Here is a 19,477-nt window from a genome sequence, read left to right as displayed (position 1 = left end):
TCAGCCAAAATAGCAATATTTCCGGAATGCTGGTATGACGTTACCGTTAATAGCGGCAGAAAAGGGGGTTATCTACGGTAGCCCCTCGCCTGCATGGCCCTGACCATCTCGCGGTTCCGCCTGTCTGCCCGGGCATTGTTATAGGAAGATACCGCCCAGAAGGCCAGCAGTCCCCATAACAGGAAACCGGCGCCAAAGAACACGAAGGTCAGCACCGCCACAAATTGCAAAATGAAAGCTAAGAGAGCGGAAATGATCTTTCCCCGGAACAGGAAGGAAAGACCCGGACAAAGCAACGCAATGATGATCATCATCAAACTAGATTATGCCTACTCTATAATTACAGTTTTCGGCTTACCTGCTCGCTATGTCATGTATCAGGATGTATAAGAATGGATGATAAAAATACGCAATTATCTGCAGTTTTTCCGGTGAAATTGTGACGGCTGCCTGAAATCCGGCTATACAACAATATCAGGAGGAAACCGGACTATAAAAGAGTCCGCATTACCCGAGACGGCAGTATGTAATCCGCTGTATAACAGTATCATGGCCAGATATTCAAAGGGCCTTGTATTGCTCCTTCAAGCAGCACGATTGATTATTTATTCAGTCTTTACCCAAAGTCAAGCCATAGATAAGCCATATCATTATCAAGATGACTTATCTATGAATAGGATATGGCTTTGATATGAATCAGATATGGCTTATCCTACTTATAATCCGCTACCATGGGAGGATTAATGGTGGATATTCCCAGCAAATGCCGTATGATCCTGTGGGCTGTTTTGCCATCCCACAGTTCGGGAATGCCGCCCTTTTTCCATTGCCCGGCAAAGAGTTTTTCCATGGCCGGGCGCAATGCTTCCGGCGCGGTGCCGAGCAGTTCGTTTGTACCGGTCAGGCAGGTTTCGGGCCTTTCCGTATTGTCCCGCAGCGTCATGCAGGGCACCCCCATCACCGTGGTTTCTTCGGTGATGCCGCCGGAGTCTGTGATCACGGCCTTTGCATGCTGTACGAGGTAGTTGAACTCCAGGTAGCTCAAAGGCTCCGTGAGATGGAGGTTCGGCGCAACAAGCCCTGTACCGGCCAACACTTTTGCCGTACGGGGATGTACCGGGAAGATCACCGGCAGCCCCCTGCTCAGTATAATGATCTCCCGCAGGAGTTGCTGCAGCTGCCCCTGCTGGTCCACATTCGCCGGCCGGTGAAGGGTGACCACGAAATATTCCCGCGGCTGCAGGGCTGCGTTTTTCCAGATGGCGGGTTGCCGGAAACGGGGCATCTGCTTCAACAGGGTATCGATCATGGTGTTTCCCACGAAAAAGATCCGGTCCTCTTCCACGCCGCTTCGCTGGAGATTACGGTTGGCAATGGGCGATGTGGTGAAATAGTAGTCCGTCAGCACATCCGTTACCAGGCGGTTGACCTCTTCCGGCATGCTGATGTCCCCGGAGCGTATGCCGGCTTCCACATGCGCCACACGGGTATGCAGTTTCTTTGCCACAATGGCGCAAGCCATGGTGGAGGTTACGTCTCCCACTACCAGCACCAGGTCCGCCGGGTGCAGCATCAGCTCTTTTTCAAAGCGGACCATGATATTGGCCGTCTGTTCCGCCTGTGTGCCGCCTCCGGCTTCCAGGTTGGCATCCGGCTCCGGAATGCCCAGTTGCTCAAAGAAATCCTCGCTCATCTTTTTGTCATAATGCTGCCCGGTATGCACCAGCCTGTAGCTGATTTCGGCTCCGCCGGATGCTGCCTCGCGGATAGCGTCTATGATGGGGGCTATCTTCATGAAATTGGGGCGTGCGCCGGCGACGATGGTAATTTTCATGGTCAGTGTTTGAACTTCAGTTTTTCTTTCAGTACGAGATAGATGAACGCGCTGTTCCCGATGAGATAACGTTTCCACATCCGGCGCGGCTCCTGTGCCAGGCGGTAGAACCATTCCATGCCGATGCGCTGCATCCAGCGGGGTGCGCGTTTCGTCAGCCCTGCCACTACGTCGAAGCTGCCGCCGACGCCCATGGTAAAGGGGATGTTGATCACGTCGTTGTATTCGTCGAGGAACAGTTCTTTCTTCGGGGAAGTGATGGCGACAAAGAGCATATCCGCGCCGGACACGGCGATCTCCGCGGCTACCTGCGCTTCCTCTTCCGGTTTGAAGTACCCGTTGCGGTAACCGGCGATGATACCGGCGCCATGTTGCGCGGTGTAGATATCTGCCACCTTTTTTACCACTTCTTCTTTTGCGCCAAGCAGGAATATTTTATAGCGTTTTTTACCTGCCAGCGCTATCAGCGCTTCCATCAGGTCGATACCGGCCACGCGTTCCGGCAGGGCCTTGCCGAGGAAACGGGAGGCCCAGACGATGGACTGGCCGTCTGCATTGATGATATCACAGTTGACGATGGCATTTCTCAGCCCGGGGTCTTTCTGTGCATGCACTACCTTTGCGGCATTGATCACCACATGTTGTATCTGTTTGCGCCGGGTGATGGCGTCTTCAATATGATCCAGCGTTTGCTGCATCGTCAGCACATCCACAGGGATGTTACAAATAGCTGTTCTGGTCATGATCTGATTTTATTTCAAGTAGGTAAAGCGACATGGCATTGAACATCCAGGCCTGCGCCCAGCGCATGTAGGGTGTTCGCACATTCAGGCCGCGGCGGAGCTGGTAATAGAAATAGCCTTCGCGGTCCTGCATATTGTTTATCGTCCATCCCAGCACTTTATCCATCAGCGGCCGGTGCTGGCCAAAGAGGCCGAGGCGGGACAGGGTGATGATGAGCTGCGCGGTATTATGCACATCCAGCGGATAAAGTTTGTTGTTGTAATATTTCGGTTTGCCTTCTTCGGTAAAGAAAGTCCGCAGATAATAGTCCGTTCCTTTTTCAATCGCTTTGCGGAAGCTGTGATCGTGCGTATAGTACTGGTAGGCCGCGAGGCATTCCAGGTTGTAGCCGGTATGAAAATTATCTGTCCACTGGTGAAAAGGCAGGGTGCCGTAAGACCAGGCGCCGTTCTCCTGCCGGTGATCGCAGCAGAATGCGGCGGATTGCCTCGCGGGCTTCAGGAGGGATACGTCCCGGGTGTAATGATAAATGCGGGCCAGCAGCCGGGTACCGAGCAGGGAAGCGTTGAATACCTGCGTATGGTCCTGCGGGGAATAGGAAAAGGCGAAGTTCCCTTTATCATCATAACTGCGGTTGAGGTCGTACAGCACAAACCCGGCGCTGCCCAGCGCTACGGTGAGGTACTGCTGCTCTTTTGTGATCTCCCAGGCGTCCATCAGCGCATTGGCGATATAGGTGGTGGCTACTACGGTGGGGGTATTCCGGGGCTGGAAGAAGGCCCGTGCCTGCCAGTCGAAATTATACCCCCAGCAGCTGCCGCTGTAGCCGGTGGACTGAAGGCTGATGAGCTTGTCCGCCAGGTATTTGATCTTGTCCAGATAAAGCGCGGACGGCTCTCTTTTGTAGAGGTTGCAGTAACCCGCCAGGAAGAGGCCGAGGCCTTTGGGATTGTATGCTTTCTTCACGCCCATCACCTTACGTAAATTGAATGGCGTGCGCTTCATCATCTGTATCCAGGCCAGCCGGGGCAAACGCCTGTCCGGCAACCAGGGCAAACGCCGGAATACCGTGCTGTTCAGGCCATCATAGGGGTCCCAGCCCCGGAAGTCCTCCCGCTCGCAATAATCTTTCAGCCTGTTAAACGATGCAACAATATCCATGTTCTATGATTCTACATTACTGATCAGCAGCAGGAATTTCCCGTTCTGCTTTCTTTCCAGCCATTCCACATGCCGCACAGTGACGGTGGAGGATGGCGATAATTTTGTGCTGATGCTGTGCAGCAGCTTCGCTTCATCTGCCGGGGTGAACGCGGGATTCCTGATGATCCTTATTTCCAGCTGGCCTTTCTCCCGCTGGTAATATTGCAGCCCGTCTATCTTCCGGTAGAGATCGTCGTGCAGGTTCAGCGCCGTGGTGGTGACGTACGACCCGTCCCGGTTGTACACCTTCTCCCCATTCCAGCGGCCCATGATGCGGCGCAGCACAGGCATGTTGCGATGGCAATGCGGACAATGGTCCCCGAGATATTCCGCAAAATCCCCTGTTCTGTACCGGATCAGCGGCATGCCGTTATTATACAGCGTGGTGCCGGTGATCTCGCCGGTCATACCAGGGGTATTGACCGTAGCTCCATTTTCATCCACCAACTCGAAGAACCCGTAATCCGGGTCCATATGAAAATGATCGGTAAACTCGCAGAAAGCGCCGAACACCAGTTTTTCGCTGTGACCGTAAAAGGAGAACAACCTGGCGCCGGTCTGCTCCCGCACGGTATCTAACTGATGCGGGTACACGTTCTCGGAGCTGCAGAGGAAAGCACGCAGGAAGGAAAGGTCCAGCTGCTCCCGATGACAGAATGCGGAGAACTGTTGTACGGCGGAAGGATAGGCATGCATGAAAGGGATGCGGTATTTCCGGATCACTTTGTACACCTCGGCCATGTATTCTTCCGTCAGCCGGAAGTTGTCGAAAATGATCTCTTTGGTGAAGGGGTTTACGGCGCAAACCCGGCCTGCGGGCAGGCGATGGTTCCGCAGCACGGCCCGGTGATCGAAGCGGAAACCTGCGCGGCTCCAGGCGTGGTGTACCGTGGCCCATTCCCGTGCGTAGCGGTTGCGGGGGACGTACAGCTGCAAAGGTTTGCCGCTTGTTCCGCCGGTGGTCACCAGGTCGTACTCCCTTTCATGGAAATGTTCTTGCCGGAAAGCCGCGGGGTCTTCCTGTACCGTTTGCTTGCTGATAAACCCTGCTATGGCTTTGAAGGCTTCAACGGAATGGATGGGTTGGCCGCCGTACTGGCGGCGGTAGTAAGGCACATCGCGGATGGCGTTATTTACGATAGCCAGCAGGCGTTCCTCCCGTAAAGCCTCTCCGGCAGCAGGGTTGCGCAGCTCCGCGAGGCAGCTTTGGTAGGCTTTCCCGTATATGCGCTGAGGATCGTTATTGCATTTGGACAAAGCAAAATTCAATCCCGCAGGCAACCGGTGGCTGTTTTTCAGCACGGATATCTTAAGCTGTTCCAGTATTTTCATTTCGGCTTGAAGCAGTATATACTTTGTTCATTGTTGTTTCGGGCAGTTGTTTACCGGCGCCAGCGCTATACTGTTCCCGCAGTTTTTTACACTGATTTAGTTCGATATATAGTCTGCTCATCTTTGTTCTCCGCAGCTGTTCTCCAACACCTATCTTAGGCTGTTCCATTTTTATTTCGGTTTAGTTCGATGTATAGCTTATCCAACTTCGTTCTCGTATGCTCAAACACAAAGCGTTTCCGGATAATATCGGCGGCCACCATTCCCATTTGTTTCGCGAGCTGCCGGTCCAGGATAAACTGCTGCATCGCTGCGCTCAGGGCGGCCTTATCCCCTGCTTTCACCAGCAGGCCGGATTCCCCGTTCGCCACCAGTTCCGGGATACCGCCTACGTTCGTAGCGATCACCGGCAGGCTGTGAGACATCGCTTCCAGTATCGATACCGGCAGCCCTTCATGATAGGAAGGCAACACAAAAACGGTTGCCTTCCCGAACAGCTCCTCCTTTGCATGACCAGTTACCCAGCCTTTATAAAAAACGGTTTCCGTTAATCCCATGCTTTCCACGAGGACGTGCAGCGCCTGTGTGCTGCCATCTCCCCCTATCCATATCTCGAATTGTTTATCATATTGCGGACACAGCATTGCCGCCGCTTTCAGCAGATCGTATATCCCTTTGCGCTCCCCTATCTTTCCCATGAAAAGGAAGATCACTTTTGCCGGTTCCCTGTGCCGGCGGGTAGCCACATGCTCTACCGTATTGGGCAGCACCATGAGGTACCGCGGCCGGAAATGCAGCAGGAAAAACCGTTTCCAGCTGTCAGACAGGCAAATAACGGTATCTGCATGATCGGTGAAATGCCTGATCCTCCCCTGCACAAAACCGCCTGCCTGCTCATAGAAATCCTGGAACCCTCCGCCATGCACATGATAGATCACCTTGCGGCGAAAGAGGTATTTTGCGATCAGGAACAGTACATATTTGCGGTAAAAGCTTCCGCGTGAAGCGCCGTGGATATGCACGATCCTGATCTCCCTGGCGGTCAGCAGCAGCAGGCTGAAACGGATGCAGGCAATGGGGAATGCGGCCGGTGAAACATTGGACGCAAAGAACCTGCTGCCGGTAAAATGCTTCCGGTAAGCCCGCAGCACACTGGCAATCCCTCCCCGGTCTTCCGGAGCCACCCCTACAAAAAGTATTGTACCGTAATCCATTTTCATATTTCAGTTTTGCTGTATCCGGATGATCTTTGCCGGCACGCCGGCTACGACCGCATTGTCCGGCACATCTTTTATCACAACGGCATTCGCGCCGATCACCACATTGTTGCCGATCCTGACAGGGCCCAGCACTTTTGCGCCGGTGGAAATATCCACATGATCGCCGATCACGGGCACTTCATAATGCCCGGAACGCCCGCCGATGGTCACATTCGGACCGATCATCACAAATTCGCCGATCACCGCGCGATCATGAATAACTACGCCGATGCCGCCATATCCCAGCCGGGTGCCTTTGCCGATGCTTGCGCTGGCGGGGATCTTGCTGTTGTACAACAGGAATATCAGCAGCGTCAGCAATCGCGGCAGCAACGGAATGTGCCGCCGCTTCAGCCAGCTGGCCGCCCGGTACAGGTGAATGGCATTCAGCATAATCTTGCATTTACAGGTTTGTATGCATCCGGCAATACTTCGGCATCGCGGGATGTTTTGAACCGCCCTCCGGCTTCCAGCGCAAAAAACGCATAGATCATCAGGAACGCCTGGCTCCGGATGGCATCGTTATAGATCATCATGATGCATAACAATACCGTGAGCAGTATCATCAGCTTCCGGTCCGGCATATCGCCTCCGGCATATATTTTAGCGATCAGGTAACCGATGATCAAAATGAGCAAAGGCCATCCGCCGGTGATCAGCAGATAGAAAATGGCGGGGCGGGAACCGCTTAACAGCCAGTGATACTCATCGGCGAAGCCGTCTTTATCCACATAACTGCCACCTTTGAACACGCCGTAGGAAATGCCCAGCCAGGCATCGCTGGCACGCTTGTCCAGCAACTCCGCCGCCAGCACGATCTTGAGCGCACGGGGGAGATCTTCGTAATCATCCGCATCCTGATCGCTGCCCAGCAGGTAAAAGTCCAGGAACTCCATATCGAATATTTCGGCGGCAGGGTTGGCGGTGCTTTTGCCCTGGTCGGTGTACAGGCCGTTCAGCACGAGGAAGAAGATCAGCGCACCGGCGATGTTCCAGACCGCGTATTTCATCTGCCAGTGACGGATCAGCAGGAGGAACAGCAGCGGAATGAGGATGAAGGATATCTTGGTTTCGTTGAGCGCCAGCGGCAACAGGTACAGGGCATTGAGATAAGCTTTGTAGCCTGTTTCCGGCAGCTGTTCCCTGATGCGCCGGTACACCAGCAGGATGATGACCAGTGTGAGCACGCCTGAGCTTCCGGGGCCGAGGGTGCCGCCCACCTGGTCTCCCGCGCCGTACAGGCTGAACTGGTACAGCGTAACTGGTATCTGCGCCAGCAGGAACAACTTTTCAAACCGGCTGAAACGTTCGCTGAACAAGGTTTTATATTCACTCTCCGCCAGCGCTTCGTAAAAAGAAAACACCAGCACGATGTTCAGTATCTCCCGCAAGCCGTTGATATGCGAGATCAGTGCGTAGTCATGAGCGGCATAACAGAGGGAAGACAAAACCAGTATCAGCAGGAAAACAGCGGCATTCAGCCGGTTCTTTCCCAGCGTGCCAATACCCAGGAAGACGATGCCGATATCCATGACCAGCAATACCGGCGTAGCCAGGCTCTTTTCCAGGCCGGCCAGTTGCAGCGCGAAACCGGAGAAGGCTGCGGTATATAACAGTGCGGTCGCTATGTTGACTTTCGTTCTCAAAATGCCTGTTGTATGAGCGGAATGAAATGTGCGTTCACCACATTCCGCCAGGTGTACCGGATATATTTTTGCTGCAGGGCTGCGGCGTCCGCATAGGGCAGCTTTGCCCTGATCACGGCAATGGCTTTCGCCACATCATCCGCTGCATCATTGATCAGCACACACATCTCTTCCCCTTCCAGCAGGCGCATATGCGCCTCCGTCCGGGTAGCGATCACGGGCAGGCCGGACAGGAGGTATTCGCATGTTTTGGTGGGCGGCTGGCGGGTGTACCAAGGCGTAACGGGGATAAACGACAGGCCGGCATGCGCTTCCCTGAAATACCTGTCCAACTCCCTACGCGGCAAACGCCCTGTGCATACCACACTATCCTTCAGCTCCGGATGAGCCGAGATGTACGCTGTTATCTCCTCCAATTCCCTTCCCGGGGAATCCCCGATGATGGTCAGCACCGTTCTTTCCGCTGTTTCGGCCAGCAGATATTGGTGCAGTCCTTTTACACATTCCAGGATATTCCGGCCCTGCAAAGTGCCCACGTACAGCAATTGCATGCATCCACCGGAAAAACGCTTTTGCGGCGCTTCCACAGCATCCGCACCCAGCGGCAGCAGATCATAGCGGCGGATGCCCAGCTGCATGGCCAGCCCCTCGCTGATCACCGTAACCTCGCGAAAGACGGTGCTTTCCAGCCTCATGAACAGATCGTAGGCCCGGCGGCGCACCGCATGCCGGTCCGTAGACCCGGTGCGGATATCGAAAATGAACCGCTGCCGGGGATTGAGCAGTTTCACCAGCGAAATGCCCCGGGTATAATGGGCAAACACCACATCGTACCGCCCGCTCCGCACTTCCCGGTGCAGCGCTTTCAGCAGCCTGTAATTACGCAGCAGCAGATGGCCCGCGCGGCTGACATATTTCACATCGATGCCCTTCATGATTATTTTCATCTTCCCGTAATCCCATCCTATGTAAGTGACATCGTACCGGCCATCCATATGCTCACAGTATTTCAGGGTATCCGTCAGGTACCCGAACTGGTGCGAGGCGAATAATAACAGCTGCTTTTTCATCCGGAGACCTTTATAATTTTTGCTTTCATGCGCCCGGCCCAGACAATGATATCGTGCCGGTACCGCAGGAAAAAAACCGTGATAAAAGCCGTCAGCACAAGCGCTTTCAGTATCAGAAAACGGATAGCCGGCATACCCTCCCCGCTGTAGGCGATCAGGGATACGGCAAAGGCCAGCCCGAACATGCCATACATTCCGCCGTAACGGAAACGGATATCTTTCCTGAGCCTGCGGGAAACCGATAATGCCAGCAGACTGGCCAGGAGGTAAGACAGCAGCATGGAGACCGCCGCGCCCATTCCCCCGAAAGCCGGTACGGCAAAAATGTTCAGGACTATACTGCACGCGGCGCCGCAGGTGGATATTACCATGAGGTATTTTGTTCTTTCTTCCAGCAGTATCACGTTGGCGAAAAAGTGATAGTATCCCATCAGTACGCAGGCAAAGGCGGTCAGCGGAATGACCTTCCACGCTTCTGCGTACCGTTCACCCGCCAGCAGCTGGATGATCTCCCTGGAAAAAAAGGAGATCGCCAGCGCCAGCAGGCAATAGAGGGCACAAAGGATATTGCACATCTTGATGACCATTGGCATGTTGTTGCGGTCCCTGATCACGTCGTAGAACCAGGGTGACCAGGCCTGGTTGGCGGCTGCGGTGATCACGTTCATGGTACAGCCTACCTGGCTGCCCACGCTGTAAATACCGGTTTCCGCCGCGCCGCGGCTGTTCAGCAGGAACATCCGGTCCGTCATCCCCAATGCCCACAACGACAGGCTGTGCGGTACCAGCGGCAGCGAATAGCGGAGCGTCCGGGCGGTCTGCTCCCGGTTCAGGCGGGGCCTAACCACCGGCAGGAACGCCAACAGCGCATATACGGCGAAAACGAGCGCCGTCAGCAGGTTCGCCAGCAGAATACCGGTTACGCCTAAACGGAACACGGCCACGAACAGGATGATCAAACCCGTATTCAGTGAGAAGTTCAGTAACATGTTCAGCCCGTATCGCCTGCCGTGCTGCCCGGTTTGCAGATAACTCTGGTAGAAGAGATATACCGGGTTGAGCATGGTGGTCACAATGCCCGTGAACAACAAGGGATAGAACGGGATGCCTTTGGTAAAGGGCGCCACCAGGTAAGGGTGGAATACCAGCAGCAGGGTTCCCGTGCATGCCGCGCTGAGCAACACCAGCAGCAGGTTGTTTCCCCAGAGGGCGCGCGTGCCGCCGGGGTCCGCAGTGAGCTTGAAGTTGAAGCGCGCCGTGGCATATGGAATAGCCAGCAGCATAACGATCGAAACGAAATTGGAAACAGCCAGCACTACGCTCAGCTGGCCGTAGTCGCCGGGCAGCAGGAAAAAGGTGTACAGCGGCAGCAGCAACAGCCCGATGGACCGCTGCAGCAGCGTTACAATGGTATAAATAGCCGCGTTCTTTAACACCCTGGCAGACATGGCTATGATTTACGTTTAAAAATCCACCGGAACCATGAGGACGGCGTTTCCTCCGTATAATACCCATAGCCGTTCCCGTAGTAACCGCTGCCGTCGTAACCGCCGCCTTTACGGATGTCGTTCACCAGCAACGCGGTATTCCTCATTTTGCCGCCGCGGCAAAGATCGTCCGCCAGGCTGAGCTGATATTTGAAGGTGTAACGGTGGCGGACGAGGAACAGCGTAAGGTCAGCATACTTGCCCAGCAGCTGTGCATCGGTAACGAGACCGATCGGCGGGGCATCGATGATGATATAATCGAAACGGGCTTTCATGGCATCCATGAGGCCGTCCATCCGGTCGTGCAGGATAATTTCGGCGGGATTGGGCGGTATGGGACCGGAGCTGACAAGGAACATATTATCAAGTACACCGGAAGGCCTGATGATCTCTTCCGGTTTCATGTCCGGTGTGATCATATAGCTGGTGATGCCCAGTTTATTCTCCAGTTCCAGCTTAGCCGTTACCTTGGGCTTGCGGAGGTCCAGCTCCATGATCAGCACTTTCTTTCCCACGATAGCCAGCGCCGCGGCGAGGTTCACTGCAATAAAGGACTTCCCTTCGCCGGACATGCTGGAGGTCAGCAGTATGGTCTTATCCCCTTCTTCCAGGAAGAAAGAGAGATTGGTGCGGAGGGTGCGCAGCTGCTCGGCAACGGGGGAACGGCTGCCGCCATTCATCAGCACTATTTTCCCGTAGGTGCTGTTCCCGATCTCTGCGATCACGGGCACCTGGGTACGGGAAGTGATATCTGTTTTCCGGGTGACGCGGGTATTGAATGCTTCCATCAGGTAGATGATACCCAGTGGCAACGCTGTTCCGGCCAGCAGGCCTATCATCAGCACAAAGAGCCTGCGGGGGCTGACCGGGTGATGGCCGGATTTGGGCGGATCGATGATCCTCGAATTGGCGATGTTGGCAGTTTTTGAAATGGCGGTCTCCTCCCGTTTCTGCAACAGGAATACGAATAGCTCCTGCTTGATCTCCTGCTGCCGTGCAAGATCGAGATACACCCTTTCATTGGCCGGCACATTCACCACCGCTCCTTCTATCTGCCCGGCCTTGCGCCGCAGGCCCTCCCGGGCGGCATTGAGCTGGCGGAGGGAAGCAGCCAGGTTATTCCGCATATCCTGCCGGAGCCGGGCGATCCGTTTATCCAGATTGCCGATAGCGGGATTCTCTTCGGTCATGCTCAGCAGCAAACGCGCTCTTTCCTGCCACAGTCCGTTATACTGTTCCAGCAACTGGAGAAAAACGGGGTCCTGCGGGGAAACCGCGGCGGGTGCTATCTTTTCCGTTCCGCTGTTCTCCAGCATGGCAGCGAGGCTTTTTGTCCGGTTGAGCTGTTCCTCGGCCTCGAATAGTTGTGTATCGTAATCACCGGCGCTGCTCATCAGCAATTTCGATTGCTCCGGCGGGTTGGCCAGGCGGTTCTGCTGGCGGAACAGCTGTATCTCGTTCTCTACTGCGCCCAGCTCGCGGCTGACCAGCAGCAGGCGGTTCTCAATGAAAGCAATGGTGCTGTCCGCCGCCGTGTTCCTGTCGTCCAGATTGCCCTGCACGTATTGCTGAATAAGGGTGCCGAGCATATATTCCCCTTTTTCGGGGATGGCCGTTTCAAACTCCAGGTCTATTGTCGTTACCTGCTTGTTGGTCACCTTTACGGATAAACGTTTCATGTAATCAGCCACCTGCGCGTCTATGGAGGCCATGCGGAAGCGGTAGCTGTCATGCACAAATGCATGTTCAGGATTGCGGTGTATGGCGACAGTACCGATCCCGTCCAGCGTGAAAGCGCTGTCAAACGGCACCTGTATGGAAAACTCACCATCGGTAATGCGTACGCTGTCTTCCCCCGCTGGCACCAGATCGAAGGTGCGTGTAAGGATGGTATCCAATGTATGCTTTACGATCACGCTGAAGGGGGAATGATATATTTCCCCGTCGCGTATCCGGCCTTTGCGGTAGTAAGTGATGTTGGCGGCTGTTTCTGCTACGGTCTTTTCCATGAGCGACCTGGTCCGCAGCACTTCCGCTTCATTATCCACCGAGCTGCGGGTACGGAGCAGGCTGCCCAGGTCTATCAGGTTATCCTGCCCGGCGATGCCGCCGCCTTTCTTTTCATCGTTGATCAGCAGTTTGGCCCTGACCTTGTACACGGGCGCGGTATAGCGCAGGTACATCAGCGCCGCGGCAAGCCCCATTGCGGCGCAGACCAGTATCCAGTACCAGTTCGCCGCAAACCTGCGCAGGAACAGCGTCATGTCATCCCTGTCCCTGTCTTTCATTTCCCCGGATATTGCCATAGGTTCGCGCTTGATGATGTTTACAACCTGGTCAGCGCCACGATCAGTACAGATACTACCGATCCGATAATGGCGATGGCCTGTGTGCGGCCCGCATTATTCGCGGCGATCTTTCCCTTGCCCGGCTCTACATAGATCAGGTCGTTTTGCTTCAGGTAGAAATAAGGTGATTGGTATATGGATGAAGCGTTCAGATCAAATCTTACGAACTCCTTTTGCTGCCCGGTACTTCGCACGAGCAGCACATTATTACGTTTGCCGTAAATGGTCAGATCGCCGGCCAGGCCCAGCGCGTCCAGCAACGTAACCCTTTCATTGGGCATGGTGTACACGGCGGGATGGGTGACCTCTCCCAGTACGGTTACCTTGAAACTGGCCAGCTGCAACTGTACTACGGGCGACTGGTAATACTTCGCCGCTTTGTTCCGCACCAGTTCCCGCGCGGCATAGGTGGTCAGCCCCCCGATCTTCACCGCACCGATCAATGGCAGGTACACCATACCTTCCCGGTCTACCAGGAAGCGGTTGGCATCTTCCCTTACCGGTGTGGCCAGGCTTTCGGGGTCGAGGGTCTGTATCTGTATCCTCACGATGTCATCCACCTGTATGACCGGGTCCTCGAATGCTGCCGGTGTCAGCCGGTGGATGCCTGCCGTGTCCGCCAGGTCATGGAAGTACACGGACTTCTTCGTAACAGTGCATGACGACAATAGCCCGACGATCAGCGGGAACATCACTACGCTCACAATATTCTTCACAATCCGAATTCTTTACATTTTTCCTGTAACAGCTGCAGGTTGTTGGCCGGATCGATCTCACCGATCAGCTCGCCTTCCCCATCCCCTACCGTAGCCGTATTATCGGCGGCCACCGTTTTATTGTGCGCATACTTCACCTGGTCTCCCCATACGGCCTTGAAATCATAACTTACCGCACCGGGCGTGAGCGCGGTGGTGGATATGAAACCTTTTTCCACAACGCCCAGCAGCTTGTAGCCGGATACATCGCTTGTAGGCCTGGCCAGGCGGTAATACAGGTAGAATGTGGGCAGCACGCCTATGGCGGCTACGTTATTGGGACAGCGCACATGCAGCTGCATGGTCACTTTTTTATTGACAATGCCCGGCCTGGCCAGGGTAATGGTATTCAGGGAACCGCAGGAGCCTGACAGGGCCGATGTGGCCAGTATTTCGCCATTCTCGTTCTTTACCCGCACACTCACGCCCTGTTCCGGCAAATTTTCCAGCTTCACCTGGTTCTCCGCCACGCTGATATCCGCATTTATAGCGGCGACCACTTTGCCGCCCACCATCGCTTCAATGGTCATGGGATATTTGATACCCGGTGTCAGCCATGTGCCGGTCAATGCCACCGTACGGAAAAACGGGCAACTGGCCACAAAATTCCCGGCCATGAACCAGGTGAGGTGGGTGGTGCCGAATGCTACGGTCAGCTTGCCATTGACAAGCTGCACCGGCGCATCCTGCTCGTACTTCCATAACCCGGTAGCCGTTTCGTAGCTGTAGATGCCCAGCAGGTCGCCGGCCTTGATAACACTGCCGGTATTGAGATTGGTGAATGCCGGATCTACCTGTATGGCTACACTCACCGGCTGGTTGAACTGCTTTACGCCCACACCGCCTATGGACATGTCTATGCTGGCCAGTCCCGCGGGAATGAAGGTACCGGCCATATTACCGCCTTGCGCCTGCACGCCGGCGGCGGTGAGGCTTCCGCCGGGAAACATGGTCAGTGCGGAAGGTTTGGAGGGGTCCACATGTGCGATCACCGCGTTCAGCTGGCTGCCGGCAAGCTGGTTGCCTGCGGCATCAAAGAATACGGTTGCCTGCGGTACGGTAACGGTCGTGATTTCCGCGGCGCCGTTCTGTGCCGCCGTTTCCACCGTTACATCCGTGGCAGTGGTGCCCCCCTGCAACGGCGCTGAAGGCGTGGCTACGGCAATGCCCGCGGGGGCCTTGCTGATATTCAGCACATCCGCTCTCCTGATCTGTTGCAGCTGCCCCTTGTAGATGATCATGGGGATGTTCTGGCTGAGGTAACCGTTGCCGCTCAATGTTACATCGAACATCAGGGGGCGGTCTTCCCCGGGATCATTGCGGGGATGCACACCAAGCCCCAGCACGCCGCCCTGCAGTACGAATGTGCGGGTGCCGGCAAGGTTGTAAATGCTCTCTGCATCAGGACCATTGATGGCCACGGTGAGATCGTTCACCGGGTTGCCATTGCCATCCTCCACCTGCAGCAGCATGGAATACCTGATAATGTCTGTGCTGACCTGTATTTCAACATCCTGCAGCGGGTTCTGGCACTGCAAAAGTGAAAAGGCCAGCAATAAAATGTAAAGTTGATATCTCATAATGTCTTTTTAAAAATCATGGCTGAGGGCGATCTGTAATACCGGCCACCAACGGTAACTGCTCATATTGCGCGTAAGCGTCCCTTCATTCACTTCATTACCGGCGAGCAGATGGGTGCCGGTCATCTTTACTTCAGGGGGAGCCGTCATATAGTAAGTGCCCAGGGAAACACCCAGGCTCCAGCGTTCGCTGATATACAGCTGATGCAGGCCGATGCCGGCATAGGGCGCCAGTTTGTTTTTCCAGTTGATCTCTGTGCGCAGCATGCCAACATCTTCTTTCGGCACTTCGATATCGCCATAGAAATAATTGTCTTTCAGATGACTGTCTACCCTCGCGCTGGCTTTAAAGAAGTATGCCAGCCCTCCGGTGGCAATGAATTTTGACCAGAGGGTGGTGGCCTCGGGGAAGGGTGCCCAGTCCAGCATCAGGTGAAAATTATACATCTCCGCACGGGCTTTGGAGCGGATATTATAACTGCCGATCACACTGTTCAAGCGGGTATTGAACGGCAGCACGCTGCCGCCGAAACGGATGGCCGCCCGCTGTCCCAGGGGAAATGACAAAGCCATGCCCAGCCCCTGCGTTCCCGCATGAAAGCTGAGCTTTTCCGAAAAGGCATAGCCGAACCGCTCATTATAGTAATACTGGGCATGCAGTGAAGATGCCAGCAGCAGACAAGGAAGCGTTAAAAAGAATAGTAGACTTTTTCTCATATCGATAGTTGTAGGGATCAATGTGCGTTCTCCTCTCCCCTGAACAGGTTGATCACGGTTTTGCAGATTATTTTCAGATCCAGCCAGAGCGACCAGTTTTCCATATACCAGAGATCATGCTCCACGCGGCGTTCCATCAACCGCGGGTCGCGCGTTTCGCCACGCAGGCCATTCACCTGCGCCCAGCCGGTAATGCCGGGTTTCAGGTAATGACGTACCATGAAGCGGTTGATGATAGTGCTGTATTGTTCCGTATGTTTCAGCATATGGGGGCGCGGGCCGGTGATGCTCATATTCCCTATCAGCACATTCAGGAACTGCGGGAATTCATCAAGACTGTATTTACGCATAAAACGCCCGATGGGCGTGATGCGGTTGTCATCTTTACTGGCCTGCAGCGTATCACTATCTTTATTCAGCCGCATGCTCCGGAATTTATAACAATAGAAAGGCCGGTTGTTCCTGCCCGTGCGCTGCTGCCGGAACAGTACAGGGCCGCGGCTCTGCAGTTTGATCAATACGGCCAGCAGAGGGTACAGCCAGCTCATGATGCATACCAGCACCGCAAAGCTGAGCAGCACATCCACCACCCGCTTCTTGAAACGGTTCTGCATATCTTCCAGCGGTTCCCGCCGGAGGCTGATCACGGGAAAGTCTCCCATGTAGTTGATCTCGAAAGGCTCGCCCAGTTTCTCTTCAAGGTCCAGCACAAACTTCAGCCTCACGCACTGGCGCTCTGCTTCTTCCATGAGTATCTGTGCCTGCGCCATCCTTTCCGGCGCGAGCGATACATACACATCCGTATGGCCGCCTTCCGCCACCTTGCGGATCTGGTCGCCGTTAGATACCATAATGGCCCCGTCCCGCTCTATCAGCTTGCTGTAATTGTCGTCCAGGAAGCCTTCAAACTTGTATTGTTTGTGATGCTCCATGAAATAAGACGCCAATCGGGCGCCGGTACGATTGCGCCCCAGCACGGCCACGCTTTTGTATATTCTGAAACGACGGGAAAGCAGCTGCTCGATATGGGTGCCCGCGAGGCGGATCAACAGGAAAAACGATAGCAGGCTGGCATAAAACGTCACGATAAAAGAGCGGGATAATATCTCATCCTTCGAAAAGGCCACATATACGGCTGCCAGGGTAAAATGCAGCACCGTGCAACGCCAGGTAGAACGATGTACCTGTTTGTAATGCTGCGTTCTGCCCTGGCCATATACGCCGGACCAGTTGGCGGAAAACAGCCATAACAAAGAAGCTGCCACCTGGTAAGGAAAGTAAGCCTGCACAGCAATGCCCGGATATAAATTGCTGGTAAGATAACAGGCAACAAAAAAAGCAGTATTCACCAACAGCAGGTCCCTTACCGCCAGTATAAATCTAAGGGAATAGAGGTAAGGAGTTTGCATACAAAAAACAGGTAGTATTAATTTTCACAATTAACCATTTGAGGCCCGATCGGATACAGCCAGCTCATGTCCTGATGTCGCTGCTGCCAGGCATATGAATTCATTACGGATAAAAAAGAGGCTTGTCAATAAAGAGGTCGGTTAAAATGAAAATGACCGGGAAAAGTTCCCTTGGGGGGCTGACTGCATATCGTTTGCTGACATGTGGTTAAAAAACGGAGCCTGGGAAAGGCCTTGGATTCATTTTTCGTCAGCCCCCACCGGGATGGTCATGATAGGAATGGTTATAATAAAAGATCTTTGTATAGGCTATGGGCGATACGGTGACCTTAAAAAGCAGGAATGTTCGTATCACAACGCAAAGATCGCAAGGCAGGATTCAAAAAACGGGAGAAGCCGGGATATGCGGGAATAAATGAGGGATTCTACCCTTAAAACTGGGTGAAATCACCCAATTTCCGGTCCAGGGGCAGGGAATATTTAAAACAGGTATAAAAATTTATCACCTTCAGGGGTTCCTGCTTTTACTTCATAATCAGGACTATTCAGCACAAAACGACCAGTGCCGGGAAGGTTCCCGGCTCCGGATTCCATTTTTTCCGAAACTAGTATTTGACATTCTGCCAGTTTTTTTTCTATTTTGCCCCCGAATCATACCTATGGAGTATTAGCCAATGCGAGCAGGAACCCCGGATCAATGGTATACTATATACTATTCGTCCATATGTAAACCGGTTCATCTCGCAGGAAATTAAGATCCTCAGGGAAAACAATCAGATGCTGACGACAAAATCTCTGGCGAAACACCCAAAAACTTTAGCCTTATCTAGCTGCAAAACCCCTCACTCCCGGGAACTGGTGTCTGCATACCAACCGCTTGCCATTTCAGGCAAATGGCGCGGTGAATATTGCTGAGCCGGATAACCTCCGCCGAGTGTGCTTAATCCAGTTTATATGAACAGTAACCATGGTCCTATTCAACTCCTGTACAAGACAAAATGCAAAGTATAGTTACTCGGGATTCCTCCTGTTACCGGAAGTTATTCCATAAGCTGACAAAAAACGGCCCGAAAGGCTGCCGTCCGGCTATTCCAGCCAGGCGAAGCTGTGACCGGCAGACGGGCTGATCCATTAAAAAAAGACAATAAACGAATTGATACCGAAGCAACACCTCGGATACACCGACAATACTGAGAGATATGATTGACACGAACACCGGCCAGGCTATAGCCTGTTGTATATGAGAGGTACAACGACCGGGCATAAACAACTGCGTTCATTCTTCAGAGGCTATTGTTGTCTACATTACTAGTTTCCCGCCTGCTCCGGCATGCGGGACGGCGTTAGTTACAAACAGGGTTTCCATTACAAACGCCTGGGCATTACCATATCCGTACCAGGCTGAAGGGCCTTCTTTTGGGGGCAATTGAAGAGAATGAAAGATCAGATCATCAAAATATTATTATTGGAAGATGATCCTGCTATTAGCCGGCAGGTGGAGCAACTGCTTCGCCAGCAACCCTATGAAACAGTGGTAGCCAGCTCTGCCGGGCCCGTTATTGCCCTCTGCGTCCAGGAGATGCCTGCCCTGGTGGTATGCGACATGCAGCTGCACCATATCAGCAGCCACCAGTTCCTTATTGAAATGCGCAACAATATGCACCTCAACCATATTCCTTTTATCTTCATCAATGGCAAACCCGGATGGGACCATGTACGGTTTGCCATGAACCTGGGAGCAGATGACTACCTCCCCGCTCCTTTCAATAACCAGCATCTGCTCACCAGCATTAAAGCACGCCTGGGGCGCTTCAATATGATAGCGGACTTTACCGCGCAATCCGCCGCCAAAGAGCCTCAAAGGGTGGAAATACCCGCCGAAGTGGCCGACAAGCTCAGCAAAACCGAGTTCAGGATATACCGCATGGTATCCAACGGGCTTACCGCCCAGGAGATATCAAAAGAGCTGGGCATCAGTATGAAAACGCTGGAAAACCATCGTTATAATATCTCCAAGAAACTGAATATCTCCGGGCACTACGGGCTGCTGCATTATGTGATCAGGGACCAGATAAAGCGGCACAAACGGTAAC

16 protein-coding genes are annotated in these 19,477 nt (G+C 53.8%); 1 reads left to right on the top strand and 15 read right to left on the bottom strand.

From position 1 onward, the window contains the following. Positions 1 to 68: 68 nt before the first annotated feature. The 15 genes from FW415_RS13680 to FW415_RS13610 form a co-directional block, all read right to left on the bottom strand. Positions 69 to 314 (bottom strand): YqaE/Pmp3 family membrane protein, encoded by a 246-nt coding sequence (locus FW415_RS13680; RefSeq protein WP_148385911.1) that lies wholly within the window; start codon positions 312 to 314, stop codon positions 69 to 71. Positions 315 to 712: 398 nt separating this feature from the next. After that, entirely contained in the window at positions 713 to 1,834 is a 1,122-nt protein-coding gene (gene wecB / locus FW415_RS13675) for a non-hydrolyzing UDP-N-acetylglucosamine 2-epimerase (protein WP_148385908.1), read from the bottom strand. A 2-nt stretch (positions 1,835 to 1,836) separates the two neighbouring features. Continuing rightward, positions 1,837 to 2,577 (bottom strand): WecB/TagA/CpsF family glycosyltransferase, encoded by a 741-nt coding sequence (locus FW415_RS13670; protein ID WP_148385906.1) that lies wholly within the window; start codon positions 2,575 to 2,577, stop codon positions 1,837 to 1,839. Further along, a complete protein-coding gene (locus tag FW415_RS13665) occupies positions 2,555 to 3,739 on the bottom strand; it encodes a delta-aminolevulinic acid dehydratase (protein WP_148385903.1) in 1,185 nt (394 codons plus the stop codon). The genes FW415_RS13670 and FW415_RS13665 overlap by 23 nt, the downstream gene beginning before the upstream one ends. 3 nt (positions 3,740 to 3,742) lie before the next feature. Further along, positions 3,743 to 5,113, bottom strand: coding sequence for a phenylacetate--CoA ligase family protein (locus FW415_RS13660; protein ID WP_148385900.1), 1,371 nt, complete (start codon positions 5,111 to 5,113; stop codon positions 3,743 to 3,745). 155 nt (positions 5,114 to 5,268) lie between these two features. Next, positions 5,269 to 6,333, bottom strand: coding sequence for a glycosyltransferase family 4 protein (locus tag FW415_RS13655; protein ID WP_148385898.1), 1,065 nt, complete (start codon positions 6,331 to 6,333; stop codon positions 5,269 to 5,271). A gap of 3 nt (positions 6,334 to 6,336) precedes the next feature. Next, positions 6,337 to 6,765, bottom strand: coding sequence for a serine O-acetyltransferase (locus FW415_RS13650; RefSeq protein ID WP_210420687.1), 429 nt, complete (start codon positions 6,763 to 6,765; stop codon positions 6,337 to 6,339). Then, the gene (locus tag FW415_RS13645; RefSeq protein ID WP_148385896.1) at positions 6,759 to 8,018 is read right to left on the bottom strand and encodes a hypothetical protein; all 1,260 of its coding nucleotides are present in this window, start codon (positions 8,016 to 8,018) and stop codon (positions 6,759 to 6,761) included. The genes FW415_RS13650 and FW415_RS13645 overlap by 7 nt, the downstream gene beginning before the upstream one ends. After that, positions 8,015 to 9,088, bottom strand: a complete 1,074-nt coding sequence (locus tag FW415_RS13640; RefSeq protein ID WP_148385893.1) for a glycosyltransferase — start codon at positions 9,086 to 9,088, stop codon at positions 8,015 to 8,017. The genes FW415_RS13645 and FW415_RS13640 overlap by 4 nt, the downstream gene beginning before the upstream one ends. Beyond that, complete coding sequence (locus FW415_RS13635; protein ID WP_148385891.1) at positions 9,085 to 10,536, bottom strand: oligosaccharide flippase family protein; 1,452 nt, start codon at positions 10,534 to 10,536, stop codon at positions 9,085 to 9,087. Before FW415_RS13635 ends, FW415_RS13640 begins: the two co-directional genes overlap by 4 nt. A gap of 2 nt (positions 10,537 to 10,538) precedes the next feature. Next, entirely contained in the window at positions 10,539 to 12,881 is a 2,343-nt protein-coding gene (locus tag FW415_RS13630; protein ID WP_148385888.1) for a tyrosine-protein kinase, read from the bottom strand. A 20-nt stretch (positions 12,882 to 12,901) separates the two neighbouring features. Then, a complete protein-coding gene (locus FW415_RS13625; RefSeq protein ID WP_210420686.1) occupies positions 12,902 to 13,639 on the bottom strand; it encodes a polysaccharide biosynthesis/export family protein in 738 nt (245 codons plus the stop codon). Next, positions 13,636 to 15,258, bottom strand: a complete 1,623-nt coding sequence (locus FW415_RS13620; protein ID WP_148385886.1) for a hypothetical protein — start codon at positions 15,256 to 15,258, stop codon at positions 13,636 to 13,638. Before FW415_RS13620 ends, FW415_RS13625 begins: the two co-directional genes overlap by 4 nt. Positions 15,259 to 15,267: 9 nt before the next feature. Further along, a complete protein-coding gene (locus FW415_RS13615; protein WP_148385883.1) occupies positions 15,268 to 15,975 on the bottom strand; it encodes a hypothetical protein in 708 nt (235 codons plus the stop codon). Between the two features lie 17 nt (positions 15,976 to 15,992). Next, complete coding sequence (locus FW415_RS13610) at positions 15,993 to 17,384, bottom strand: undecaprenyl-phosphate glucose phosphotransferase (protein WP_148385880.1); 1,392 nt, start codon at positions 17,382 to 17,384, stop codon at positions 15,993 to 15,995. Positions 17,385 to 18,819: 1,435 nt separating this feature from the next. On the opposite strand from FW415_RS13610, the gene FW415_RS13605 reads away from it, so the two are divergent. After that, positions 18,820 to 19,476, top strand: coding sequence for a response regulator transcription factor (locus FW415_RS13605; RefSeq protein WP_148385878.1), 657 nt, complete (start codon positions 18,820 to 18,822; stop codon positions 19,474 to 19,476). Position 19,477: the final 1 nt, after the last annotated feature.

Source organism: Chitinophaga sp. XS-30 (assembly GCF_008086345.1).
Classification (GTDB): Bacteria; Bacteroidota; Bacteroidia; order Chitinophagales; family Chitinophagaceae; genus Chitinophaga.
This window is presented reverse-complemented; position numbering and strand designations above follow the sequence as displayed.

Bases quoted from the DNA above. Each gene is read 5' to 3' on its own strand.
- FW415_RS13680 (WP_148385911.1), bottom strand. From the start codon at position 314: ATGATGATCATCATTGCGTTGCTTTGTCCGGGTCTTTCCTTCCTGTTC.
- wecB (WP_148385908.1), bottom strand. From the start codon at position 1,834: ATGAAAATTACCATCGTCGCCGGCGCACGCCCCAATTTCATGAAGATA.
- FW415_RS13670 (WP_148385906.1), bottom strand. From the start codon at position 2,577: ATGACCAGAACAGCTATTTGTAACATCCCTGTGGATGTGCTGACGATG.
- FW415_RS13665 (WP_148385903.1), bottom strand. From the start codon at position 3,739: ATGGATATTGTTGCATCGTTTAACAGGCTGAAAGATTATTGCGAGCGG.
- FW415_RS13660 (WP_148385900.1), bottom strand. From the start codon at position 5,113: ATGAAAATACTGGAACAGCTTAAGATATCCGTGCTGAAAAACAGCCAC.
- FW415_RS13655 (WP_148385898.1), bottom strand. From the start codon at position 6,333: ATGAAAATGGATTACGGTACAATACTTTTTGTAGGGGTGGCTCCGGAA.
- FW415_RS13650 (WP_210420687.1), bottom strand. From the start codon at position 6,765: ATGCTGAATGCCATTCACCTGTACCGGGCGGCCAGCTGGCTGAAGCGG.
- FW415_RS13640 (WP_148385893.1), bottom strand. From the start codon at position 9,088: ATGAAAAAGCAGCTGTTATTATTCGCCTCGCACCAGTTCGGGTACCTG.
- FW415_RS13635 (WP_148385891.1), bottom strand. From the start codon at position 10,536: ATGTCTGCCAGGGTGTTAAAGAACGCGGCTATTTATACCATTGTAACG.
- FW415_RS13630 (WP_148385888.1), bottom strand. From the start codon at position 12,881: ATGGCAATATCCGGGGAAATGAAAGACAGGGACAGGGATGACATGACG.
- FW415_RS13620 (WP_148385886.1), bottom strand. From the start codon at position 15,258: ATGAGATATCAACTTTACATTTTATTGCTGGCCTTTTCACTTTTGCAG.
- FW415_RS13615 (WP_148385883.1), bottom strand. From the start codon at position 15,975: ATGAGAAAAAGTCTACTATTCTTTTTAACGCTTCCTTGTCTGCTGCTG.
- FW415_RS13610 (WP_148385880.1), bottom strand. From the start codon at position 17,384: ATGCAAACTCCTTACCTCTATTCCCTTAGATTTATACTGGCGGTAAGG.
- FW415_RS13605 (WP_148385878.1), top strand. From the start codon at position 18,820: ATGAAAGATCAGATCATCAAAATATTATTATTGGAAGATGATCCTGCT.